Source organism: Chitinophaga sp. OAE865 (assembly GCF_040546735.1).
GTDB classification, from domain to species: domain Bacteria; phylum Bacteroidota; class Bacteroidia; order Chitinophagales; family Chitinophagaceae; genus Chitinophaga; species Chitinophaga polysaccharea_A.
The window spans coordinates 4,355,412-4,379,966 of the sequence record NZ_JBEPOF010000001.1 but is presented as its reverse complement, the minus strand read 5'-3'; the positions used below and the strand labels follow the sequence as shown (position 1 = coordinate 4,379,966).

Below are 24,555 nucleotides of genomic sequence, written 5' to 3'. Positions count from 1 at the left end.
CATGTTATTTACTGATCAGCTGCACAGACAGATAGCACTCGACAATCCGCCCAGGCGGATTGTTTCATTGGTGCCCTCCCAGACAGAATTGCTGTATTCCCTCGGGCTTGAAAAAGAAGTGGTGGGCATTACCAAATTCTGCGTACATCCGTTAACGTGGTTCCGGGAAAAGACGAGGATAGGCGGTACCAAAAATATTCACCCCGGTATTATTCGGCAGCTTTCACCAGACCTTATCATTGCCAACAAGGAAGAAAACCTGGCCGCCGATGTGGAGCTACTGATGCAGGAATACCCGGTATGGGTAAGTAATATCCAGACCCTGGAAGATGCATACAGTATGATTACCAGCGTAGGTGCGATAACAGATCGTGTGGATGCCGCCGCCAGTCTCGTTTCCCGGATCAAAGCCGGCTTTTCTTCATTACAACCTTTTACAACCGCCATTCCCACTGCCTACTTTATCTGGCGCGATCCATGGATGGTGGCGGGTGGAGACACCTTCATCCATCATATGCTGCAGCTGTGCGGCTTCCGGAATGTATTCGGGGAGCAGCCCCGTTATCCCGTCATTACTGCCACCCAACTGGCAACCAGCGGTTGCCGCAAGATATTGCTTTCTTCAGAGCCCTATCCTTTTAAGGAAAAACATATCGCGGAACTGCAGGCAATATTACCGGATGCGCATGTTCAGCTGGTAGACGGTGAAATGTTTTCCTGGTATGGCAGCCGTTTACTGGAGGCTCCCGCCTATTTTCAAACGCTGATCAAAAACTGACAATTAAAATCATTGAAATCAGCAAAATCATCATAATCCCGGGTCAGACAAAATTCGCGGCAAAATTCGCATGCTGAGGCAACGTTCTTCTTTTCAACTGCGTAAACAGGATAACGATCCACTCAATTAAAACGCACTTTATGGAAAGAAGAGACTTTGTTTCCAACATCGGACTTACACTGGCACTTGTTTGTACCGCCGGTTTAGCTGCCTGCAGCAAGGGAGGCAACGATAATCCTGATCCTGCTCCTCCCGGCGGTGGTGGCGGCAATGCCAAACTATCATTAAACCTCGGCAGTGATCTCACCAATGTGGGCGACTTTAAGATCTCCAACGGGGTGATCATTATCCGTGTTGCTGCCGGCAACACAGCATCGGCTTTCACGGCGCTTTCCAGCACCTGCACTCACCAGGGTTGCACGGTGGCTACCTACAACAACAGCTCCAAATTGATAGAATGTAATGCGCCCTGCGGCCATGGCAGCCGGTATACCACTACCGGCGCGGTAAACACAGGCCCGGCCTCTGCAGCGCTGACGGCTTATACTATTAAGGTAGATGGAAATGTGCTCACAGTGAGCTAATGTTTCTCAAGAAAATCGAGCACCCATTCCGCAAAGGGCACGCTGCGTACTACTGAATTATGATCTCCGGCTACGGTGCCGTGCATTCCTGCCGGCATCATGGCTGCGAGTGAGCCACCGGTATCATTGTCTTCGTCCTTATCCCCCCCGATAACCAATACCGGCTGATGCACGCCGGCCAGCTCCTGAGGTGTAGTAGTGGGCTGGCCCAACTGCATCATGGCAAGGGCGCGCTGATCCAGCCCCGACTGTTGCACATATTTCACCATCGCGGCCAGCTCCGGTACCTCTTTCCCGGAAAGCGCCTCGTAAAACTGCTGCCGGCGCGGCCAGGCGGGATTTGTAAAAGCAGTACCCATCCCTCCCATCACCGCGCTGCGTACCCTGGCATCCAGCACCAGTAAGCGCGATACGATGATACTGCCTCTTGAATAGCCAACTGCCTGGTAATTATTAATATTAAGCCAGGTCATCAATCCCATAATGTCCTTTGTTTCCGCATCATCGAGATACGCGAGGCTGTCGTGCGGATGATCCGATGCCCCGTTCCCTCTCAGGTCAAGGGTTATTACCTTATACCCGTGTACGAGCAATGAATCATACAAGGCCGTTTTTTTCCAGGAATCCCCGTTCACAATGAAGCCATGTACCAATAATACGGGAGCTCCTGTACCGGTAACGGTATAATGGATCCGGGTACCATCAAAGGAAGTGAAGTACTGCAGGGAATCGGTTGCATTATCTGCAGATGCACTACCGGATGGCATTTGCAGACATATCACCGCAAAGAAAAACAGGAATAATTTCATATAAAACGGGATTGATACCGGTTAAAATACATTTTTCTGTTGGTAGAATTAATACATAAGCACTTACTTTTCGCTATAAATCTTCTATTTAACTCCTTATATTTGCTTTCCTAAAAAATTAAAACACATATCAGAGTATGGGAAAATACAGAGCTGGCGTACTATTCGGCGAAGAGCTGGATGCGCTGTATAACGATGCCAAAGACAACGGATTTGCTATGCCTGCCGTAAATGTTGTGGGAACTAACTCCGTGAATGCGGTACTGGAAACAGCTGCTAAAGTGAATTCACCGGTTATCATCCAGTTTTCTAACGGCGGTGCACAATTTTTTGCCGGTAAAGGTATGCCGAACGACAAGCTGCAGGCTAACATTGCAGGTGGTATTTCCGGCGCCAAACATGTACATGAAGTGGCTAAATATTACGGTGTTCCCGTAGTACTGCATACAGACCATGCTGCCAAGAAATGGCTGCCATGGATAGACGGTCTGCTGGATGCAGGCGAACAACATTTCAAACAAACCGGTCAGCCGCTTTACAGTTCCCATATGCTGGACCTGTCTGAAGAGCCGATTGCAGAGAACATCGAAATTTCTCATAAATATTTTGAGAGAATGAATAAACTGGGTATGTCCATCGAAATTGAGCTGGGCGTAACCGGTGGTGAAGAAGATGGTGTGGACAATTCCGGCGTAGACAACTCCAAGCTGTACACTCAGCCTGAAGAAGTAGCCTATGCATATGAAATTTTATCAAAGGTAGGCCCGCGTTTCACCGTGGCAGCTGCTTTCGGTAACGTTCATGGCGTATACTCCCCTGGTAACGTAGAGCTCCGCCCGGTGATCCTGCATAACAGCCAGGAATTCATCCAGGAGAAATTTAAAACTGCCGCTAAACCGGTATTCTACGTATTCCACGGTGGTAGCGGTTCTCCAAAGCACCAGATCACTGAAGCGCTGGGTTATGGCGTTATCAAAATGAACATTGATACAGATATGCAGTGGGCATTCTGGGAAGGTATCCACGATTTCTACGAAGCAAAGAAGGATTACCTCCAGGCTCAGCTGGGTAACCCCGAAGGACCGGACAAACCAAATAAAAAATACTACGATCCGCGCGTATGGCTGCGCAAAGGAGAAGAAACCTTTGTTAAACGCCTGGAAGAAGCGTTCAGGGATCTGAACTGTATTAACAGGAACGCATAATAAGTCAAACGCCTGACATATAAAGCAAAAAGCTGTTGTAAAGGGGATAAAGCGTCATATATTATATGTATATGTTATTATCTCCACTACAATGGCTTTTTGCTTTTTGATTTAAACTTTATACTTTTCCCTATATGTTTTTGGCTTTATGCGATAATTCGTATCTTGCACCACTATTTTCTAATCTAATAGTAAAATATGTCAAGCTGGTTTAAGCGAATTAAACAAGGCATCTCTACCACCACCAGTGAAAAGAAAGAAGCACCGGATGGTTTGTGGCACAAGTGTCCTAACTGTAAAAAAACCACCACCGTAAAGGATCTGAAGGAGCATTACTATGTTTGCGATAAGTGTAATTATCACAACCGTATTAACTCTGCCGAGTACTTTGAGATCATCTTTGATAACAACCAGTTCGAGGAACTGTTCCCAAATATATACCCGACCGACTTCCTGGGCTTTAAAGATCTGAAGCCTTATGGCGACAGGCTGAAGGATGCGCAGAAGAAATCAGGCCTGAAAGATGCGATGACCGTGGGTACGGGTAAAGTGCTGGGAAATGATCTCGTAGTGGCGTGCATGGATTTTAACTTTATTGGTGGTTCCATGGGTTCTGTTGTTGGTGAAAAGATTGCCCGCTCCATCGATTACTGTATTGTACATAAGATGCCGCTGATGATCATCTCCAAATCAGGCGGCGCCCGTATGATGGAAAGCGCCTTCTCCCTGATGCAGATGGCCAAAACATCCGCCAAGCTCACACAGCTGGCTGATGCAAGGCTCCCCTACATCTCCCTGATGACCGATCCTACCACCGGCGGTGTAACAGCCTCTTATGCAATGCTGGGCGATCTTAACATTGCTGAGCCAGGCGCCCTTATCGGTTTTGCCGGTCCGAGGATCATCAAAGAAACCATCAAGAAAGACTTACCTGCTGGTTTCCAGAGCGCCGAATTCCTGCTGGAGCACGGTTTCCTGGATTTCATCATGGATAGAAAAGAACTGAAGACGAAGTTGGCAAGTTTGCTTACCATCTTTAAAAATTAAGAAGACAGCTTTTAGGCTCCGACGGTTGGCACCTGCATGGATATTCCAGCAACTGCCAACCGTTGAAGGCTAAAAACCAACCCCTCATATCAAAGCATAAATGGCAGAATTAAAGAACAGATCGGCATATTTTGAGTACGCAATAGAAGATAAATTCATTGCAGGAATGGTGTTGCTTGGCACTGAGATCAAGTCCATCCGTGCAGGTAAGGTGAGCTTTAACGATTCCTTCTGCTATTTTTCAAAGGGAGAATTATACGTAAGAAGCCTGCATATTGCGGAATATTCGCACGGTACTTCCTCCAACCATGATCCCCTGCGCGAGCGTAAGCTGCTGCTCACCAAACGGGAACTGAGAAAAATGGAAAACAAGATCAAAGAACGCGGCTATACCATTGTACCACTTCGTATATTCATTACTGATAAAAGCCTGGCAAAAATGGAGATTGGTATTGGTAAAGGTAAAAAGCTTCATGATAAGCGCGACTCTATCAAAGCAAGGGAAGCCGACAGGGAGCTCAGACGACAATATAAATAGACAAAGCGCCGGCAGGCAAAAGCATATCCTTTTAAAAACAGTTCCCCATTGAAAAAGTTAATATTCAGACAACTACTGAGCATTATCACCATCTTTCTCTACACCTTTATTCTTTCCTGTAAATCAGGTGAAAAATTATTCAACAAAGGCAGGTACGATGAAGCCGTTACTGCTTTTGTGAAAAAGCTGCAGCGAAAACCCCAGGACGCCACCGCTACGCGGCTGCTGCCGGATGCCTACAAACAGGCGCAACTGGTACGGGAAGACCGGGTTAGTGCATATCTACGCTCCAACAACGAGCTCAAGTGGGAAAGTATACGGAATGAGTACAGGGCCATGCAAAGCCTTTATAACGCCATTCACAACTCCCCTGCCGCCCTTAAACTGGTACAGCCGAAGGATTACAGGGATGCCATTACAGGCGCCCAGGAAAACGCCGCTGAAATGCGGTACGACCGCGGCATGTCTTTACTGAACCAGGGCGATAAAGCCAGTGCACGGCAGGCTTACGAGGAGTTCGGCGCCGCGCTTAAGCTCATCCCCAATTACCGCGACGCCAAACAACGCCGGGACGAAGCCTACCAGATGGGAGTAATCAACGTGGTAGTAAGTGAAATTGAAGTACGCTCGCCCTATTACCAGTTCAGCGCCGACCAGTTCCGTGATTACCTGGTACGCAACCTGCAGCAACGAAATATCAACCAGTTTGTACAGTTCTATGATGAGCGGGTGGCCCGCAATGAAAACCTCCGCCCCGATGAATATATTGAACTGCGCTTCTTTGATTTTATAGTGGGCCAAACCTATGTAGACCGCATCGAGCGCGATGTTTCAAAAGAAATTGTGGTGGGCACCACCAAAGATTCTACCGGAAACGAATCCAATATCTATAAAACAGTAAAAGCAACCCTGTATATCACTAAAAAAACGGTAGTGTCGAAAGGGCTGCTGGACTATCGCATTACCAATACCTCCAATGGACAATTGCTGCGTACCGACCGTATACCCGGCAGCTATACCTGGCTGAACCAGTATGGTACATTCAAGGGAGATGAAAGAGCTTTAAGTGATGAAGATAAACAGCTGATGGGCGGACGGGATATGCCTCCACCACCGCCTACTGATCTGTTCATGGAATTTACGCGGCCTATTTATGATGTGCTGGCGAGGGATCTGCAAAGTTTTTATAACAGGATATAACATAAAAAAAGTCTCCGGAATCCGGAGACTTTTTTTATGTTATATCTTCTGCTGCAGCAATGGTATCAGCTGATGCGCAGGTACCACCCCGCTCTGTCTCCATATCAGCTTACCTTCGCGGAAAAGCAATAAGGTAGGCACGCTGCTGATCTGCCACTGAGCGGCCAGCTGCTGATTTTTATCTATGTCTATCTTGATAATCCGGATCTTTTCACCCATTTTATCCTTTACCTCTTTCAATATGGGAGGCACCATCTGGCAGGGACCGCACCAGGTGGCAAAACAATCAATCAGTACGGGTGTGGGAGAAGCGATTATCGCCTGCAGGTTTTCCATAGCACATGTTTTAATTCCATCCACAAATTACGGACTTTTTGAAAAGCGAAAAACATAACATATATTACACATATAATCCGTCTTATCTGTTATCTATGAACTTGCTATCCACCATCATTTATTTCGCGTGGTTCCTCTCAGAGATCTTACTGCACCGCATTCTCCGGGGCACTGGCGCGGACGACAGGAAAAAGCAGGACCAGGGCAGCCTGGCTTTCATCTGGATCGTGATCATTGTATTCATTAATATTTCCGTGATAGTAGCGGCAAAAACAAGTTACTACATTCTCCCCGGGCCAGACATGAATCGTATAGGCCTCAGCGTTATACTGCTGGGAATGGTACTTCGATTTGTAGCTATTGCACAGCTGGGCCGGTTGTTTACCGTAAACGTGACCATCCGTAAAGACCATCACATTAAAAAGGATGGGTTGTACAGCATATTGCGGCATCCCTCCTACGCCGGGTCCCTGTTGTCTTTCCTGGGATTCGGGCTGTCGCTGAACAGCTGGCTTGGATTGGCTATTGTATTTATTCCTGTATTTGCAGCGTTTGTTTACCGGATGAATGTAGAAGAAAAAGTATTGCGCTCCCAGTTTGGTGAAGAATATACCAACTATATGAAGCGCACCAGCCGTATTATCCCGTGGATCTACTAACGTTAATAAGATAAAAATCCCCTCGAAAATTCGAGGGGATTTTTTATTTTAATGATGCCGGTACAGATACTTCCCGCATACCCACCGCTTCTGAAAGGAATTTAACTGATACCGGACAATACTGATCAGTTATTGATATTCGGATTATTTTGCAGCTCTGAGATCGGTATGGCAAACAGGTAGTACTTGCTGTAAGGCACAAACGGCATACCATCTGGCTGCTTCAGCGTAAGATGCCCCTGGGCAGGCACTTTCACAAAGGTGCCATCGCCTCTTGGCACGCTGATGATACTATCCTGCCCGTTATAGGAAAGGAACGGTTTCCTTACTACGGTACCGCCTGTACGAATAATATCAGACAGGGAAAATCCTTCTCCCCATAGTTCTTTTCTTCTTTCTACAAGGATGGTATCTATCAGTCTGCCACCACCTTTATACAGTGTTGCATTCCGTGTAGCGCGGAGCACATTAAGCGCTTCTGCACCTTTGGCCTCATTAGCGCTTTGTGCATATGCTTCTGCTTCTATCAGGTACATTTCTGCAGAGCGCATCAGTACCAAGTCGCCCACCAGCGCGCCTGCATCACGGAAACGGAATTTCTTATAGCGCAGGTAACCTTCCTGGTCGGGCAGCGTATCCCAGTCGAACAAACGGAAACGCACATCTGCACTGTCGAAGAAATTCTTAAAGTAAGGATCTGCCATGAAGCTCTGGTAATAGGAAGCCGGGCTGGAAACATCCAGGAAATGGAAGTTATAGCTGGCGTTGCTCTGGTTAGGCGTTTGTGCATGTCCCCAGATCCATTCACCATTGTTAATGTCGCTGAAGCCTTTATTATAATCATCTCCTGACATCAGTGGATAGCCATTGCGGGCAGCTACTGCCGCGGTAATAGCGTTGGCCCACTGGCGGTTATAGAGGTATGCACGCGCCAGCAAGCCGTTCGCTACATTAATATTTATCTTCCATTTCTGGGTAGCGCTGCGCTCATAATTTTTCAGCAGCGGCAGTGCTTTCTGCAGATCGTCTATCACCAGCTTATATACATCGCCGATGGTTGATTTGGGCTTTCCTGCTGTAGTAGGCCCGGATGGCTCTGTATAGATGGGAATAGCCTTTTCAGTACCGGTGCTGTTGAACTGGTAAAAGGAAGCCAGCGTAAGGTAGCAATTGGCGCGCAGGGCATATGCCTGACCTTTCAGGCGTTGTTTTTTATCTTCATCGCCGGTAGCATTGTCTACTTTTGCGATCACGTTGTTGCAGTTGTCGATCACTTTGTAAAGGATGGTCCAGAAAGCAGTTACCCGGTTCTTGGTATTATCTGTCATTTCGGTATATCCGTATGAGTCACGCAAGCCGTAAGATTGGGTAACAGCCACATCACTGCCCATGGCATCGCTGGTGAGGTGAATGGATTTGTAACCCGGTACTGCAAACGTGAAGAATTCTTCAAACATATATGCCCAGGTACCGTTGATCACTGTTTCCACGTTGTCGGCGGTATTAAACACCTGGTCGTCCGGTACAGCATTGGTTGGCCTGGTGTCCAGGAAATCCTTGTTGCAGGCGCCCAACACCAAAGCAGCGATTATTATAAGGAATATGTTCTTTTTCATGGTTGTAATTTTTAGAAGCTCAGATTAATACCTGCAGAAATAGATTTAATGGCCGGGTAACGATAATAGGTAGTACCTCCTACTGATTGTTCCGGATCAAGGCCCTGGTGGTTATAGATCGTGAACAGGTTTTCTCCCTGTACATAAATGAGCACGTTGTTAAGATGCGCTTTATCCATCAGCGATTTAGGGAGGTTATAGCTGATGTTCAGTGTTTTCAACCTTGCATAGCTCGCGTCATACAGGAAACGGTCGGATACTGAAGTCCAGTTGGTTTGCACGGTAGTCAGTTTAGGTACATCCGTTACTTTGTTTTCCGGTGTCCAGCGGTTCAGCATTTCTGTACTGAAAGGACGGCCGGCGGAAGTACCTGTGCCCAGCAGAAACAGGTAATCCTGGTCCAGTACTTTACCACCAAGACTGTATACCATCATGAAAGACAGTGAAAAGCCCTTATAGGTGAAAGTATTGGTGAAACCACCGTAAACATCCGGCAGTGATGAGCCGTTATAATACTGCGTAGCGGCAGAATAGTTGCCAGTAGTACCTTTGGTGCCGTCTGCATTATCAATATACCACATTGGCAAACCGGTTTCCTGGTTTACACCAGCCCATTTTCTCAGGTAAAAATCATAGATAGATTTACCTACCATGAGTTTCTTTGTACCACTGATAATTTCTTTCTGCGGCAATTCTGTGATCTTATTTTTATAGTGGGTAGCGTTCAGGTCAATGCTCCAGCTGAAGTCTTTAGTTTTCACCGGCACAGCATGTATGGTACCTTCCACACCGGTATTTTTCAGTGCACCGATATTTTCATCTACAGCGGAATAACCTACAGAAGGCGCCATTGGCCTGGAGTACAGCAGATCCTGCGATTTGCGCTGGAAGAACTCTACGGTACCGCCTAAACGATTTTCAAACATACTGAAGTCAACGCCAATGTTTAAGTTCAGGTTTGTTTCCCATTGCAGGTTGGGGTTATATACCTGGCGACGGTAAGTACCGCCTTCACCGAGGTTGCTGTTTACATTCAGCAACGGGTAATAGTTATAGAAAGCGTCATCACCGAGGTTATCGTTACCTTGCCCGCCGTAGCTGGCACGGAGTGTGAGCAGGTTAAGCCAGGAATTGTTCTTCAGAAAATCTTCTTCCGTTAATTTCCAGGAACCGCCAACAGACCAGAAGGTGCCCCAGCGGTGATTGGGTGCAAATCGTGAAGATCCGTCGCGGCGAAGGGAAGCTGATAAAAAGTATTTCCCTACATAATCATATTCTGCCCTGCCGAGGAAGCTGGAGAGAGTATACGTATCAGTGTATCCCTGCAGATCCTTGATGAGAGAGGCGTCTGACAGTTCTTCAAGACCTGGCAGCGAGAAGCCGGATTTCTGACCATCCAGGAAAGTGGTGGTATACTTATAGGCTTCCTGGCCTGCCAGCAGGTTCAGGTGATGCTTTTCATTGAACGTTTCTTCATAAGTGAAGATGTTGTTGAAGGTCCAGCTGAACACGCGGGTATTAAGCCTTTCAATTGTTCCGCCTACTTCTGCATCAAAGCCCAGTGTGGGATTGGTGTAGTCGTATTGTTGCTTGGCGGTATAATCAGCATTATAGCTTGATTTGAATTTAAGTCCGCGCCAGATAGTAGCTTCTCCATACAGGCGGGCTGATAAGTCGTCACGGGTAAGCCGGTGCTTATCTATCGCGGAGGTAGCTACCAGGTTGGTGTTGGTGTTTGCTGCACTGGGGCGGTAGCTGCCATAGTCGAAGATCTTATTGCCGTTGGCATCCAGGATATAAGCGCCGGTGGTGCGGTCGCGCTGATAGATAGGATAGAAATTTGACATCAGGCGGCCATAGTTCACGTAGTTATCGGATCTACTATCTTCCGATGGCGGGGCATCCTGTTCGGAGTGCGTACCATTGAGGTTCAGTCCTACCTTTAACCACTTCTTGGCATCAATATCAATATTGCTGCGGAGGTTATAGCGTTTAAAACCGGAGGCAAGATAGATGCCCTGATCGTTCAGGTATCCACCGGAAACATAATACCTTGTTTTTTCGCTGGCGCCGCTGAGGGCCACATCAGCTTCCGTGCGCTTCCCGGTGCGTTGCATGGCATCGTCCCAGTTGTCGTCCCACAGGGCCTTTGCGCCTGCAACTAATTTACCGTCGGTGCCTACCGGCTGGGGGAATGCAGTACCGTAAGGGTTAATGCCTACCCTTCTTACCAGATTGCTGCTGGCCTGTGCGGCAGCAGTAGCGGGCGATAAGCCGCTGGTAAGCCCGCCATTACGAATGGCCTCCCAGTACATTTCAAAATACTGATCGGTGCTTACACGGTCGTAGTTGTCAACCGCCCTTTTAGAAAAACCCTGACTAACGCGAACGTCTATATTACTTCCCTGTTTCTTTCCCTTCTTGGTAGTGATGATCACTAAGCCGTTGGCGCCGCGGGAACCGTACAGGGCGCTGGAAGCAGCGTCTTTCAGTACGCTGATGGATTCAATATCATAGGGATTAATGGCATTCAGGCTACCTCCGTAAGGCACACCATCTACCACGTATAAGGGATCAGCGGATGCGTTGATGGAACCAATACCTCGGATGCGGATGGTAGCGTCTGAACCCGGCTGGCCACTGGTGGAAGTGCTTTGCACACCCGCAGCAAGCCCCTGTAGCGCTTTGGTAACGCTGGATACCTGCCTGTTCACCAGTTCCTCGCTTTTGATCTGCGATACAGAACCGGTATAGGAGCTCTTTTTAGCAGTACCATAAGCCACCACTACAATTTCATCAATATCCTTCCCGGAAGAACGGAGTGAAATATTAAGAGGCGATGTGCTGATGGGCACTTCCTGTTGTTCCATCCCAATAAAACGGATCACCAGTGTAGTGGCGGAAGGGTCAGTTACCTGCAGGCTGAAATTGCCTTCCCCGTCACTTACCACGCCGGTGGTGGTTCCTTTAATTACCACCGAAGCACCCGGTAAAGGAGAATTATCCTTTGCGGAATAAACACGGCCGGTTACCGTACGTGTTTGAGCAAATACTGCCATGGGTACGATGAGCAGCAGAAAGAGGAGTAGTCGTTGTAACATAGTAAAATGTTGAGAGTTTTGCTGTGATTTGGTTTTTCATGGCAATACCCGTCCTTGTCTGTTACTGAACAGGCATTGCAGCATTGTATCCCATTATTGTTTGGACGCCGGTACAGACGGAGTTCCGGAAACAGTTAATGATTGTTGTAACCTGCTTTGGTTAAGCAGACAAATGTTTAGTTCTTACTGAAAGCAACAACAATAGTTGCATACAAAATATGGTAGGGTCGTCTTGTCCATAAGCAATTCTTTAATTAGTTCCGATCTATTATCCTATAAATTCTATAGACTAATGGGACGCAAAGCTATATGCTTTCATATTTAAAAACAAAAGAATTGTTAAAAATGTTGAGGAAATTTTTTTTTATGAAGATAGATCTTCAATAAAGACGCGGGTTTCATTGTTAAAAAATGTGATGAACGGAAATCAACTGCCCTTATGCATCAGTAATACGATGATAACACCGGAGACAGTGAGCGTTATATTGGCCACAGTACAGCCCAGCGCCGGCACTTTACTATAATTATGCCCGCCGGTTGGTTTGGAAAGAAGCAGGTTATTATTTATGCAAACCCGTGTTCAAAACCTTCGTCTATCAGCCAGTTGCCGCTATCGGCAGCCTGTGTGGCCAATTCATCACAACGGATATTGAAAGGATTGCTGGCATGGCCTTTCACCCATTGCATCTTCACCGTATGCTTCTTATATAAGGGGATAAAGCGTAGCCAGAGATCTTTATTCTTCTTCTCTTTAAAATTAATTTTCACCCAACCCCATAACCATCCTTTCTCTATGCTGTCCACCACATATTTACTGTCTGTAAAAATGGTCACTGTTAATCCATCTTTTTTCAGCGCTTCCAGCGCTACAATCACCGCCAGGAGCTCCATCCTGTTGTTGGTGGTTTTACGGTATCCCTGCGATAATTCCTTTCTTACATTCCCCCATATAAGCACAACGCCATATCCGCCCGGGCCGGGATTGCCACGGGATGCACCATCTGTATATACTACCAGTTCAGCCATGTTCAATTTTAAAGCAGCGCGAAGATAAGGAAAAGTGTGGAGGGGATCGAACACTTTCCCCTCCCTTCCTTATACCTGGAAAACGCCTACATTAAAGGGTTGCTCCAGGGGGGCGTTATTGGCTGCTTTAATGCCTTCTGCGATCCTTAGCCTGGTATCTGCAGGATCAATGATATCATCTACCCACAACCGGGAGGCAGCATAGTAGGGAGTAGTCTGCGCATTGTATTTGTCTGTGATTTCTTTCAGCAGGCGGGCTTCTTCTTCTGGTGTGATCACCTGTCCTTTTGCTTTCAGGGAAGCCACCTGGATCTGCAATAATGTTTTGGCGGCCTGCTCTCCTCCCATTACCGCGATCTTTGCAGATGGCCAGGCGTAAATGAAGCGTGGATCATAGGCTTTACCGCACATGGCATAGTTACCCGCTCCATAGGAGTTTCCGATGATGACAGTAATTTTCGGCACCACGGAATTAGCTACGGCATTCACCAGCTTGGCGCCGTCTTTAATAATGCCGGAGTGCTCACTCCTGCTGCCTACCATGAATCCTGTTACATCCTGGAGGAACACCAGCGGGATCTTTTTCTGGTTGCAATTCATAATAAAGCGGGCGGCCTTATCAGCGCTGTCGTTATAAATAACGCCACCCATCTGCATTTCACCTTTACGGCTTTTTACAATTTTCCGTTGATTGGCAACGATGCCTACCGCCCATCCATCGATGCGCGCATAGCCGCAAATAATACTTTTGCCGTAGTCCTGTTTGTATTGATCAAATGTGTTGGCATCTGTAATGCGTTCTATTATTTCCAGCATGTCGTATGGACGGGAGCTGTCGGCCGGCAGTATGCTGCGCAGCTCATCGGTTGATTTGGCCGGCGGTTGGGACGCCACCCGGTCGAAACCGGCGTTCCCGCCCTCACCTATTTTGCTTACGATACGCTTTACCTGGTCGAGGCATTCCTCATCGGATTTGAATTTATAGTCCGCAATCCCCGAGATCTCGGTATGTGTAACAGCGCCTCCTAACGTTTCCGCATCTACGTCTTCCCCAATGGCGGCCTTCACCAGATAGGGGCCGGCAAGGAAAATGGAGCCGTTGCCTTCCACCATCAGCACCTCGTCACTCATTATGGGCAGGTAGGCTCCGCCGGCCACGCAGCTGCCCATAACGGCGGCGATTTGTGTAATGCCCATGGCGCTCATGCGGGCGTTGTTGCGGAAAATGCGGCCGAAGTGTTCCTTATCCGGGAAAATTTCGTCCTGCATTGGCAGAAACACGCCGGCACTGTCTACCAGGTAGATGACCGGCAACCTGTTTTCCATGGCGATCTCCTGGAGACGCAGGTTCTTTTTACCGGTCATAGGAAACCAGGCCCCTGCTTTAACGGTCATATCGTTGGCTACGATCATACACTGGCGGCCGCTTACATAGCCGATACCTCCTACGGTCCCTGCCGCCGGGCATCCGCCATATTCTTCATACATATCGTATGCAGCAAATGCGCCGATCTCGGTAAAGGGAGTGTCTTTATCGATGAGGTACTGAATGCGTTCCCTGGCAGTGAGCTTGCCTCTTTGTCTCACTTTCTCCAGGCTTTTCTTTCCGCCGCCCTGTTCTATTACGCCCAGGCGTTGTTTCATGGTGCTGATTGCCATCCGCATGGCATCTTCATTTTTGTTGGTTTCCAGTTGCTGCTGATCCATAACGATGGTTTTGGTTTTTATATTCTTTAAAAATAAGGGAAAGAATTCAGTAAATTACGAATAACGGGAAGGCTGCCGGCGTCTGACGCCGGATATCTTTAAAAATAAAAATCCTATGGTATGTCTTTATTACTGGAGCATTTAGCCGCATCACTTGAAAAGCTTTACAATGGCGATCCCTGGATCGATGTTACATTCCAGGTACATCTCTCCCGTATCGATGCCCGGCAGGCAGTGAAATCTTTCGGGGGATCCAACAATATCTGGCAGATCGTAAACCACGTTATTTTCTGGCACCAGCGGGTGCAGCGGTATATGCACAATGAAGCCCCGGAGCAGGACGGCGACCTGCCTGATTTTTATATGCCGGAAAATCACGGGGAGGAGAACTGGCAGGCCACCATACACCGGCTGGCCCACTCCTTTGAGCTGATGGCCGCCACTATCAGGAAGTTCCCGGAGAAGGAGCTGTTTGATATCTTCCCGGGAACGGAGCACCAGGCAATTTATTATATCCAGGGACTGGCGGAGCATGATGCCTATCACCTCGGGCAGATAGTGCTGTTACATAAATATGCCTGAGGGGGGTAAATGCGACTCTCAATACAGGTCAATATCGTAACGCTGCTCATAGAGCTGCTGTCCCCATAGCTGCAGGTGCTTCTCACCGGTTTTGCGGAAACCGGCTTTTTTATAAAGGGCGATCGCCGTTTCCTGCATGCTGGTAGTCATCAGGTAAACCTTCTGATAATTTTTTTCCCTGCAGAAGTCGATCGCTTCCTGCAACAGTTTTTTCCCAAGTCCTTTCCCCCGGTAATCGGGATGGATGAGGAACCAGCGTAACTGGGCCAGGTGCCGGGAAGACCCGAGAATGGCTACAGAGCCAACAATCTGATCATTTACGGTTGCCAGGAACATCCTGTCTTTTGCCGGGTTATAGGTAGGAAGAAATTCGTAAAATGTTTTGCACACATAGGCTTCAAACTCCAGGTTATAACCCGATTCCTTTGCATACAGCTGCCCGTGCAGGTAAATAAGATAGCCAACATCACCAGGGAGGAGGTTGTAACGGATACGTATATCCGTAGTTTGCTCACCTGGTTGCGCGGTTAATACCTGTTCAATGGTTTTCATGGCGCCGGCCACCTGCTGTTGCTGTTCGCCGGAGAGATGACCGGTAAGCTGCCGGATCTCACGGGTGGATTTTTCCTCCAGACCGGACAGTAATCTTTTACCGGAGGCACTGAGATAAAGAAAAAACGTACGCCCGTCGGCGGTAGACTGCTGCCTGTTAAGCCACCCGCCTTTCTCAAACTTCTTCAGCATACGGCTAAGGTATCCCCCGTCTATTTTCAGGATGGCAATTAATTGCCCGGCAGTACACTTTCCCAGTTGTCCTATCTCATACAACACCCTTACTTCCGATAAGGAAAGATTGCTCTGCAGGATATGCTGGTTCAGCAGGCCTATCATGCCGGTATAGAAACGATTAAAGCGACGGATATCGCTGACAACCGCTGATTCCACGTTCATAGTCACTTGTTTTCCAGACAAAAATAAATAATTACTTGACAAAAGCAAGTTTATTATTTGCCTAAGTCAAATATTTCCTGTAGCGGATTTTGTCTGACTCAGGATTATGATGATTATAATGATTAGCCTGAACTTTTAACTTGTGTTTTGTTGTTATAAGCGGATGTTGTCTGACCAAGGATTTATCACCCAACCCTGCTATCTTTGCGTTTTTGCTCTTTTGTGCCTTAGCAGGAAAGTAGTATCTTGATTAAATTTGATTATGTCTCCTGGATTATTATTCTCATTCGTTATTGCGTATTTCGTTATCCTGCTGGTGGTAGCCTGGTATACGGGCCGTAATTCCAACAACGACTCGTTCTTCATCGGGAACCGCAACAGTAACTGGATGCTGGTTGCCTTTGGCATGATAGGCACCTCACTGAGCGGGGTTACTTTTGTAAGCGTCCCCGGCGCCGTTGGCCGTGATGCCTTTTCCTACATGCAGATCACCCTGGGATACTTTATAGGCTATATTACCATCGCCTATGTGCTGATACCGCTTTATTACCGGCTGCAATTAACATCTATCTACAATTACCTCGACAGCCGCTTTGGGAGAAGCTCCTATAAGACCGGCGCCTCCTTTTTTATTCTTTCCCGTACACTGGGAGCAACGGCCAGGCTATACCTGGTAGTAAGAATATTGCAGGATGCCATCCTCTCCAGCTTTGGCGTGCCCTTCTGGCTTACCACCATTATCATCCTGTTTATGATACTGCTGTACACCTATGAAGGCGGCGTAAAAACAATTGTATATACGGATACCCTGCAAACTACCTGTATGCTGGCGGGGTTGGTAATTTGCGTAGGCTATATCCTGCATACAATGCACCTGAGCCTGGGCGAAAGCTTTACCGCAATGGGCGAAAGAGGGCTGACAAAAATATTCAATACCGATCCGAACGATAAGCTCTTTTTCGGGAAGCAGATCCTGGCAGGCGCGTTCATCACTATCACCATGACCGGCCTCGACCAGGAGATGATGCAGAAAAACATCTCTGTAAAAACGCTTAAAGACTCCAAAAAGAACATGGTATCGCTGGCGTTTATTATGGTGATCGTTATTGGCCTGTTCCTTTTCCTGGGCGGACTGCTTCATTTATATGGCGCACAACAGCAGGTAACGGCCACAGGCGACCGGCTATTCCCCGAACTGGCACTGCATCATATGCCGCCGGTGATCTCTGTAATATTTATCATTGCTCTTATTTCTGCCTTGTTTCCCAGCGCCGATGGCGCCATGACTGCCCTCACCTCTTCCCTCTGCATCGATATCCTGGATATGCAGAAGCGGACCGACTGGACAGAAGCCGAGAAGAAAAAGTACCGCCAGCGCATTCACCTGCTCATGGCATTTATTTTCCTGCTTTTTGTGATGGTGTTTGAATGGGTGAATAACCAAAGCATGATAGGCGTTATCCTGAAAGTGGCTACCTATACGTATGGGCCGCTGCTGGGGCTTTTTGCCTTCGGGATCCTAACCAAACGTAAAGTACAGGATGCGCTGGTGCCTGCTGTATGTGTGGCAGCGCCACTGCTTTGCCTGGTGGTGGATATTTACCAGACCAGCATTTTTGGTAAATTCCAGATAGGGCTTGAATTGCTGATCATTAACGGGTTGTTTACCTTTATCGGATTACTGCTGGTTTCCCGTAAAGATTAAATCGTAATTTTTCCGGATGCAGTGATACCACCGCATCCGGAAAACTTTATACCTCCCTTGTTTTATTCAGATGATGCAGCTCCAGCACCGTTGTTTTCCCGTTATCACTTTCCCGGTACATCGGCACAAATTTCCTGTCATAAATAATTTCCTGGTAGGTATACGAAGTGCGCTGTAATACAGTATTGGCGTATACATCATTGAACCCTCTTACTGTTACATAGATCTCCGCATCCGCCACTTCCATATCCTGGGCAGTAAACCCGAGAAAAGGACTGTTTTCGTCGATGGGATGCACCACTGTCCAGTTCATTGACAACGTTTCCACTTTACTCCGTTCCAGTGCCAGGTTATAGAATTTATACACTGCCTGTCCATTCTCCTGTACCTGCAGGCCCGTGGTAACCAGCACTTCTACATTAGTGAGGGTATGATTTTCTTTGTAAGAAGCAAAGCGGAACATCAGCGCCGTTTTATCCTGGTAGGGAGCAATCAATGCATGATCGCTGAACAACAGGTGCGCACGGGGCTTTGAAAAGCGGCCATAGATAAGACCCGTAGCCACCGCAAAAGAGAGAAAGCCTGTCATAGCCTCAATGGCAGCCACAAGGTTTACTCCGTCGCCCACCGGGTTCACGCGGCCATATCCCACGGTGGTAAAGGTTTCTGTGCTAAAGAAGTAAACCTCTTTAAACTGCTCCCAGGTGGTTTTACCGATGATCCCCTGGAATCCGTTGATGCCTATCCACCAGTAAATACCGGTATAAAGCAGGTTAATGGAGAAATAAAAAAGAAGGATCACCAGGGCGAATTGCCAGGCTGGTACATTCAACATGGCATGATAAATATTAAAACGTTGCATAAACGAACGTCCCTCCCGGCGGATGTTAAAGCTGCCGTCGCGGTTAATGAACCGGCCGCCATAACCATTTGCGTTAGTGCCGAAACCGGTGTCGTCGTTTTGCCTGGAAAAAGGGTTAATTCTTTTCAGAAGCGCCATAAATGGATATTTGAGGCGCAAAGCTAAGAAGAAAAACGAGGATAAATATATACCTCCGGAAGAGGTTAACAGTAAATTATCTCCCAAAAAACTGGCTGACCAGCGTTCCTGCCAGTCAGCCAGTTACCTTATAAAAAATCAAACTACTTGCAATCTCCGTCCGGCGTACAAACCTGCCCGGATAAGGTATCCAGGGTTTCTGCCGGTTGTGTGCTTTTCCATTCTGCAAACGCTGCCTCGAGGGTTTGTGTGAATGCTTCTACCGGTTGAGCGCCAGACACGCCATATTTGCGGTCGAGCACAAAGAATGGTACGCCCCTGATACCCAGTTGCTGCGCTTCATTTACATCCCTGTTCACAGCTGCCGCCATTTCGGTAGTTTCCAATACGGCTTCCACTGTTGCTTTATCCAATCCTATTTCCACGCCCAGTTCCACCAATGTGGCATGATCGCTTACATCTTTGCCTTCTGTAAAATATGCATAAAACAAACGCTCCTCCGCTGCATCGCCCAGGCCCTGCTGTTTTGCCAGCTGAATAAGCCGGTGCGCATCAAAGGAATTGGCGATCACCGCTTTATCGAAGTTATAAGTAAGACCTGCTTCACGCGCAGTTCCTGCCAGTTGTTCGTGAATAGTTAAAGACCATTCTCGCGACTGCCCCTTCATTTCCGCTACGTAGTCGTATACATCCTTTCCGGGCTGGGATTTGAGGGAAGGATTCAGCTGGAAGCTTTTCCATTCCACTGTTATGTCCTCTTTCCCGGAAAATTTATCCAGGGCTGCTTCAAATCTCCGCTTGCCGATATAGCAAAACGGGCACATGATATCAGACCATATTTCTACTTTCATCATTTTTTATTTAAGATCCAGCTGCAAAGTTAATATATTTGCTTTCAAAAAGTAACCAGTTTCCCTAAGGTAAGTGCTTTACCGAAGGTAACCAACTGTATGCAGATGAAAACAGAAGAACTCACAATAGATTGCGGAAGACCGGAAACGGAAAGCAGCTCCCATACTGATTGTCATAAGGTGATTATGCCTGTTAGGGATGCCCTGGATGTGATCAGCGGGAAATGGAAACTGCCCATTATCATCGCTGTTTCCAGAGGACATAAACGTTTCAGGGATATAGAGCGCAGTATCCCAAAAATAACATCGAAGGTACTTTCCAAGGAGCTGAAAGACCTGGAAACGCATAAGCTGGTGAAGCGTACGGTATATGACACCCAGCCCGTAACGGTAGAATATACGCTGACTCCCTATGCCGCTACGCTGGACAGTGTGATCATTGCCCTTCAGAAATGGGGCATACAGCACCGGAAAAAGATACTTGGAAAATAAGAGTGGGGCGGAGAACTTATCTCCGCCTTATTCCTCTGATATTTTCAATACTATTTTGCCTCTTCCGCTGCCGCCATTCCGGCTATACTCCTGCGCATCAGCAGCAGCCTGCAATGAATGGAACACTTTACGTACATGAGGCCGGATCAGTCCTTTCTCCAGTAATTTATGCACCTCATGCATAGAGGTGAGTGTTTTAGTGCCCGCCCATAATGCGTTTACGCCTGCAGCGGCTACTTTTTCCGGATCAGGCATCTGCACAATGCATAATAATGTTCCTTCCGGCCTGAGCACGGCCAGCGACCGTTCCGTGGTATCGCCTCCTACGGTGTCAAACACAATGTCTACCGGATCCATTTGTGTTTCAAAAGGCGCCTCCCGGTAGTTGATCACTTCACTGGCGCCCAATGATGTAACGAAATCGATGTTCTCTGCACTGGCGGTGGCAATCACATAAGCGCCGGCGTTATAGGCCAGTTGTACGGCAAAATGTCCTACACCGCCTGCTCCCGCATGTATGAGGATGCGCTGTCCCTTTACCAGTCCGCCTACATCAAACAACGCGCCCCAGGCTGTTCTGGCGCCGGCCATGGTGGCAGCCTCTTCAAATGAAATTTCATGCGGTTTGCGGAACATACCTTCTCCCTGTGCAATAGCATAGGAGGTATAGGAACCATCTACGGAGCCATATACCTGATCGCCCACCTTTTTGCCAAATACGCTTTCACCAATGGCGGTAATAATGCCCGAGGCTTCCACACCAGGTATATAAGGCAACGGATGCTTCATAAAGCCTTCTCTTATTTTCCAATCGATAGGATTTACACCGCTGGCCACTACCTTGATCAGCACCTGGTCTTCAGCCGGTACCGGAACGGGTACCTCCTGCAGCTGCAGCTGCTCCGGGCCTCCATAGGCATGTACACAAACAGCGGGTATGTGGAGGTTCTTCATAGCTTTTTTTGTGCTAATGTATTGAAATAAGAGTTACAAAGGATAAATCCTTAATCGGTAATTCTTTACCTTTGCCGTTCATATTTATAGCAGTATCATGACTTTTGGTGATTTAAACCTCAATACTCCCTTATTAAACGCGATAGACGAACTGGGTTATAAACAACCCACCACTATACAACAACGCGCTTTTTCCGTGATCATGTCCGGTCAGGATGTATGCGGGATTGCGCAAACCGGTACAGGTAAAACATTTGCCTACCTGTTGCCCGTGCTGCGGCAATTTAAATTTTCAAAAGAGAAATATCCTACAGTGCTTATCATTGTGCCCACCCGTGAACTGGTAGTACAGGTGGTAGAAGCCGTTAAAAAGCTCACGACTTATATGAATGTATCCGTGCTGGGTATCTACGGAGGCGTGAACATGAACCCGCAGATGGCTGCTGTGCAGGATAAACTGGACATCCTGGTGGCCACACCAGGCCGGCTGTACGACGTGATCCTCAGCGGGGCGCTGAAAGTGAAGCTGGTAAAGCGTCTTATCATTGATGAAGTGGATGAGATGCTGAACCTGGGTTTCCGGACCCAGTTGAAGAACATCATGGACCTGCTGCCGCAGAAACGGCAGAACCTGATGTTTTCCGCAACCATCACAGAAGAGGTGGAAGCGATCATTGAAACATACTTTAATAACCCGGTAAGAATAGAGGCGGCGCCTACCGGCACACCGCTGGAAAACATTGAACAGGTAGTGTACAGGGTTCCTAACTTTTATACAAAAGTGAACCTGCTGGAAATGCTGATCACCGACGATAAAAGCATGACCAAAACACTCATTTTTGCCGCTACCAAACAACTGGCCGATGATCTGCATGAACAGCTGGAGAAAGAATTCCCTGGCCAGGTAGGTATTATTCACTCCAATAAGGAGCAGAACCACCGCTTCAATACCGTAAGGAAATTCCAGCAGGGCGAGTACCGTTTCCTCATTGCCACAGATATCATTGCCCGCGGGCTCGATATTGCAGAAGTGACGCATGTGATCAATTTTGATACGCCGGAAGTACCGGAAAACTATATTCACCGTATCGGGAGAACCGGAAGGGCAGATAAAAAAGGTATTGCCATTTTGTTGACCAAAGATGCGGAAACAGCTTCCCTCGAGGCCATTGAGCGGCTGATGAACTATACCATTCCCCAAATGCCGCTTCCGGGGGATCTTACCATTTCAGATGTATTAACGGAAGATGAGAAACCGAAGGTCCACATGCGGAATACGCTTGTAAAAGCGCCCAAGCGGGAAGATGTAGGCCCGGCATTTCACCAGAAGCTGGCTAAAAATATGAAGACCAACAAAAAGATAAGCCATAAAGAAAAGATGATGCTGAAATATGGCAAGCCCAAGAAAAGAGGCGCAAAAAAGAAATAATGCACCGGAGACAGCTTTCAGAAATAACGGAATAACAATTCATTAACAAACTTTACTTCTGATTAAAAAACCAGGCATTCCCCCTGATCGAATATATCCTGTAGTGTGCATGTTATTTTAATAAAATCAGTTGTTTTACGGGTGGTTGTTCCTCATTGCTTAAAATAGCCATGCAGTGGCTAACTGTCCGACGTATTTTCCTAACCGCGTATCAATAATAGCCATAGACAACAGCAGCCGGCGCCGGGCTTGCGATTATCAACTAAATCCCAGCATGAGTGCATCTATCAACGATATTGAATTGCTTGCACAACTGAAATCGGGCAGTGTGTCCGCTTTCCGGTATTTTTATGAAAACTACCGTGAATGGCTGTATGTAACCGCATATACTATACTGAAAAACGAAACCGAGGCCCAGGAGCTGGTCCAGGATTTTTTTGTGGACTTCTGGCAAAAAGATCTGAGCGCACGGATTGACCTGAGCACTACTAATTCTCTCAAAAACTTTCTTTTTGTCAGCGTCCGGAACCGCTGTCTGAATAAAATTGCCAAAGATGCCACGCGAAACAAAAGATTAAAGGATATCATGCTGCCCGACAATTATACAATTCCTAAAAGCAGGTTAGAGAACGATGAGTTGAAAGAACAGCTGGAAACCGCCATTAATCAGCTTCCCGAACGCCAGTCGATAGCATTCAGGCTGGCCTACCAGGAACATAAAACCCGGAAAGAAATAGCAGCCTTCATGGACACCACTGAAGAGACTGTAAAAAAACAGGTAGCCAACGCGCTGAAAACTTTAAGGGCATCCTTAAAAAAAATCCTTTTCTAATACCCCGCCCGATTAAATAAACGGTTAATAGTGTACATGAACAGCGCAGACGAAATATACAGGCTAATGACTGAGAAGCTCGCGGGAAAGATTTCCGCAGCGGATGACCAATGGCTGGAGGAACTTATCGAGGAAAACGAAGCAGTAAGGGAAAAGTGGGAGAAGCTTTCCGGCATACGGGTGCCCCCTGCCCCTGCCCCATGGCTGGAAGTCATTGATTTTAAACAGAAAAGGCCGCTCTACCGGGTACTGCTTCCCTGGGCCGCAGCCGCTGCAGTTATCGCTATTGTTGCATTCTCCGCCTGGAAGTGGAACTTTTTTGCCAGCCCCAAACCTGCGCCCGTAGCCGTTATTAATAAAGATGTACTACTGGAGGTCAGCGGCCAGCCCACCATTAACCTCACACAATCAACCGGCAGCGTCACCATTGGTGGCAAGCCCGTTCCCAATAAAAACAATACCCTTTACCTGAATGCTGCAGACGATCTGCCACAGGGGATCCGGACCCTGATCGTGCCACATGGGAAAAGCTATGAAGTAGCCCTTCCGGACGGTTCCGTTATTACGCTCAACGCAGCTACAGTCATGAATTTCCCGGCTACCTTCAAAGGCGGCACCAGGGAAATTACACTAAATGGGGAAGCTTACCTGAATATCGCCAGGCGGGCAGGAAAGCCTTTCCTGGTACACCTCCCCAACAGTACGGTGGAAGTGCTGGGTACCAGCTTTAACATCAACAGCTACGACAGCAGCCTGGTAAAGGTATCTCTCGTAGATGGCAAGGTGCGGATGAAAGCCGGCAAAAAAACGGTGACCATGAAGCCCGGGCAACAGGCCATTTTCAATAAGCAGGCAGCCACCCTCGATACACAACCATTTAATGCCACCGTAGAACTGGGCTGGCAGAAAGGACTGTATTGCTTCTCTGATACGCATCTCGACGAAATATGTAATGCAATTTTCCGGTGGTATGGCGTGCATGCTTCCCTGGATCATCCTGACCTGGCCAGCCGCACCTTTACCGGCCTGCTGGACAAAAGTACACCTATGAGCTTCTTCCTGGAAGGGATAAAAGCCACTACAGGTACTGATTATTATTTTACTGCAGACAGTACGCTGCATTTTAAGTAACAGGCAATATCAAAGCAAAGGA

23 protein-coding genes are annotated in these 24,555 nt (G+C 47.6%); 13 read left to right on the top strand and 10 right to left on the bottom strand.

All coding sequences use genetic code 11. The features are described 5' to 3' along the window. Position 1 precedes the first annotated feature (1 nt). Both ABIE50_RS17715 and ABIE50_RS17710 read left to right on the top strand, forming a co-directional pair. Positions 2-778: a helical backbone metal receptor gene (locus tag ABIE50_RS17715; protein WP_209857622.1), complete on the top strand. Its 777-nt coding sequence runs from the start codon at positions 2-4 to the stop codon at positions 776-778. 140 nt (positions 779-918) lie between these two features. Next, positions 919-1,362 carry a QcrA and Rieske domain-containing protein gene (locus tag ABIE50_RS17710; RefSeq protein ID WP_209857621.1) on the top strand — a complete coding sequence of 148 codons (444 nt, stop codon included), beginning with the start codon at positions 919-921 and terminating at the stop codon, positions 1,360-1,362. Here ABIE50_RS17710 and ABIE50_RS17705 read toward each other — a convergent pair. After that, positions 1,359-2,171: an alpha/beta fold hydrolase gene (locus ABIE50_RS17705; RefSeq protein WP_209857620.1), complete on the bottom strand. Its 813-nt coding sequence runs from the start codon at positions 2,169-2,171 to the stop codon at positions 1,359-1,361. The two genes, ABIE50_RS17710 and ABIE50_RS17705, sit on opposite strands and share 4 nt — an antisense overlap. 137 nt (positions 2,172-2,308) lie before the next feature. On the opposite strand from ABIE50_RS17705, the gene fbaA reads away from it, so the two are divergent. From fbaA to ABIE50_RS17685, 4 genes are all read left to right on the top strand, one after another. Then, complete coding sequence (fbaA, locus tag ABIE50_RS17700; RefSeq protein WP_142686874.1) at positions 2,309-3,376, top strand: class II fructose-bisphosphate aldolase; 1,068 nt, start codon at positions 2,309-2,311, stop codon at positions 3,374-3,376. A gap of 198 nt (positions 3,377-3,574) precedes the next feature. After that, on the top strand, positions 3,575-4,423 hold the full coding sequence (gene accD / locus ABIE50_RS17695) for an acetyl-CoA carboxylase, carboxyltransferase subunit beta (RefSeq protein ID WP_209857619.1): 849 nt from the start codon (positions 3,575-3,577) through the stop codon (positions 4,421-4,423). A 100-nt stretch (positions 4,424-4,523) separates the two neighbouring features. After that, complete coding sequence (smpB, locus tag ABIE50_RS17690; protein WP_142686872.1) at positions 4,524-4,961, top strand: SsrA-binding protein SmpB; 438 nt, start codon at positions 4,524-4,526, stop codon at positions 4,959-4,961. 48 nt (positions 4,962-5,009) lie between these two features. Further along, on the top strand, positions 5,010-6,161 hold the full coding sequence (locus tag ABIE50_RS17685) for a tetratricopeptide repeat protein (RefSeq protein WP_209857618.1): 1,152 nt from the start codon (positions 5,010-5,012) through the stop codon (positions 6,159-6,161). A gap of 39 nt (positions 6,162-6,200) precedes the next feature. On the opposite strand, the gene trxA is transcribed toward ABIE50_RS17685, so the two are convergent. Then, entirely contained in the window at positions 6,201-6,497 is a 297-nt protein-coding gene (gene trxA, locus ABIE50_RS17680) for a thioredoxin (protein WP_142686870.1), read from the bottom strand. A gap of 95 nt (positions 6,498-6,592) precedes the next feature. Here trxA and ABIE50_RS17675 point away from each other — a divergent pair, with 95 nt between their 5' ends. Continuing rightward, the gene (locus tag ABIE50_RS17675) at positions 6,593-7,156 is read left to right on the top strand and encodes a methyltransferase family protein (protein WP_209857617.1); all 564 of its coding nucleotides are present in this window, start codon (positions 6,593-6,595) and stop codon (positions 7,154-7,156) included. Between the two features lie 125 nt (positions 7,157-7,281). On the opposite strand, the gene ABIE50_RS17670 is transcribed toward ABIE50_RS17675, so the two are convergent. From ABIE50_RS17670 to ABIE50_RS17655, 4 genes are all read right to left on the bottom strand, one after another. Next, entirely contained in the window at positions 7,282-8,772 is a 1,491-nt protein-coding gene (locus ABIE50_RS17670) for a RagB/SusD family nutrient uptake outer membrane protein (RefSeq protein WP_209857616.1), read from the bottom strand. Between the two features lie 11 nt (positions 8,773-8,783). Further along, positions 8,784-11,873: a SusC/RagA family TonB-linked outer membrane protein gene (locus ABIE50_RS17665; RefSeq protein WP_209857615.1), complete on the bottom strand. Its 3,090-nt coding sequence runs from the start codon at positions 11,871-11,873 to the stop codon at positions 8,784-8,786. A gap of 564 nt (positions 11,874-12,437) precedes the next feature. Then, the gene (gene rnhA, locus ABIE50_RS17660; protein ID WP_209857614.1) at positions 12,438-12,899 is read right to left on the bottom strand and encodes a ribonuclease HI; all 462 of its coding nucleotides are present in this window, start codon (positions 12,897-12,899) and stop codon (positions 12,438-12,440) included. A 69-nt stretch (positions 12,900-12,968) separates the two neighbouring features. Further along, the gene (locus tag ABIE50_RS17655) at positions 12,969-14,606 is read right to left on the bottom strand and encodes an acyl-CoA carboxylase subunit beta (RefSeq protein ID WP_209857613.1); all 1,638 of its coding nucleotides are present in this window, start codon (positions 14,604-14,606) and stop codon (positions 12,969-12,971) included. A 120-nt stretch (positions 14,607-14,726) separates the two neighbouring features. On the opposite strand from ABIE50_RS17655, the gene ABIE50_RS17650 reads away from it, so the two are divergent. Continuing rightward, the gene (locus ABIE50_RS17650; protein WP_209857612.1) at positions 14,727-15,188 is read left to right on the top strand and encodes a DinB family protein; all 462 of its coding nucleotides are present in this window, start codon (positions 14,727-14,729) and stop codon (positions 15,186-15,188) included. An 18-nt stretch (positions 15,189-15,206) separates the two neighbouring features. Here ABIE50_RS17650 and ABIE50_RS17645 read toward each other — a convergent pair whose 3' ends face one another. Further along, complete coding sequence (locus tag ABIE50_RS17645) at positions 15,207-16,139, bottom strand: bifunctional helix-turn-helix transcriptional regulator/GNAT family N-acetyltransferase (RefSeq protein ID WP_209857611.1); 933 nt, start codon at positions 16,137-16,139, stop codon at positions 15,207-15,209. A gap of 262 nt (positions 16,140-16,401) precedes the next feature. On the opposite strand from ABIE50_RS17645, the gene ABIE50_RS17640 reads away from it, so the two are divergent. Then, entirely contained in the window at positions 16,402-17,844 is a 1,443-nt protein-coding gene (locus tag ABIE50_RS17640; protein WP_209857610.1) for a sodium:solute symporter, read from the top strand. A 46-nt stretch (positions 17,845-17,890) separates the two neighbouring features. Here ABIE50_RS17640 and ABIE50_RS17635 read toward each other — a convergent pair whose 3' ends face one another. After that, positions 17,891-18,844, bottom strand: a complete 954-nt coding sequence (locus ABIE50_RS17635; RefSeq protein WP_142686861.1) for an ion channel — start codon at positions 18,842-18,844, stop codon at positions 17,891-17,893. 143 nt (positions 18,845-18,987) lie between these two features. Continuing rightward, positions 18,988-19,695 (bottom strand): DsbA family oxidoreductase, encoded by a 708-nt coding sequence (locus ABIE50_RS17630; RefSeq protein ID WP_209857609.1) that lies wholly within the window; start codon positions 19,693-19,695, stop codon positions 18,988-18,990. A 105-nt stretch (positions 19,696-19,800) separates the two neighbouring features. On the opposite strand from ABIE50_RS17630, the gene ABIE50_RS17625 reads away from it, so the two are divergent. Then, the gene (locus ABIE50_RS17625) at positions 19,801-20,187 is read left to right on the top strand and encodes a winged helix-turn-helix transcriptional regulator (protein WP_142686859.1); all 387 of its coding nucleotides are present in this window, start codon (positions 19,801-19,803) and stop codon (positions 20,185-20,187) included. Positions 20,188-20,214: 27 nt separating this feature from the next. Here the strand turns inward: ABIE50_RS17625 and ABIE50_RS17620 are convergent, their stop codons facing one another. After that, positions 20,215-21,141, bottom strand: a complete 927-nt coding sequence (locus ABIE50_RS17620; RefSeq protein ID WP_209857608.1) for an NADP-dependent oxidoreductase — start codon at positions 21,139-21,141, stop codon at positions 20,215-20,217. A gap of 97 nt (positions 21,142-21,238) precedes the next feature. Here ABIE50_RS17620 and ABIE50_RS17615 point away from each other — a divergent pair, with 97 nt between their 5' ends. The 3 genes from ABIE50_RS17615 to ABIE50_RS17605 all read left to right on the top strand — a co-directional run bounded on the left by ABIE50_RS17615 (position 21,239) and on the right by ABIE50_RS17605 (position 24,533). Next, on the top strand, positions 21,239-22,570 hold the full coding sequence (locus tag ABIE50_RS17615) for a DEAD/DEAH box helicase (RefSeq protein WP_142686857.1): 1,332 nt from the start codon (positions 21,239-21,241) through the stop codon (positions 22,568-22,570). 274 nt (positions 22,571-22,844) lie between these two features. Next, positions 22,845-23,402, top strand: a complete 558-nt coding sequence (locus ABIE50_RS17610; protein WP_142686856.1) for an RNA polymerase sigma factor — start codon at positions 22,845-22,847, stop codon at positions 23,400-23,402. Positions 23,403-23,468: 66 nt separating this feature from the next. Further along, entirely contained in the window at positions 23,469-24,533 is a 1,065-nt protein-coding gene (locus ABIE50_RS17605; RefSeq protein WP_209857607.1) for a FecR family protein, read from the top strand. Positions 24,534-24,555 lie beyond the last annotated feature (22 nt).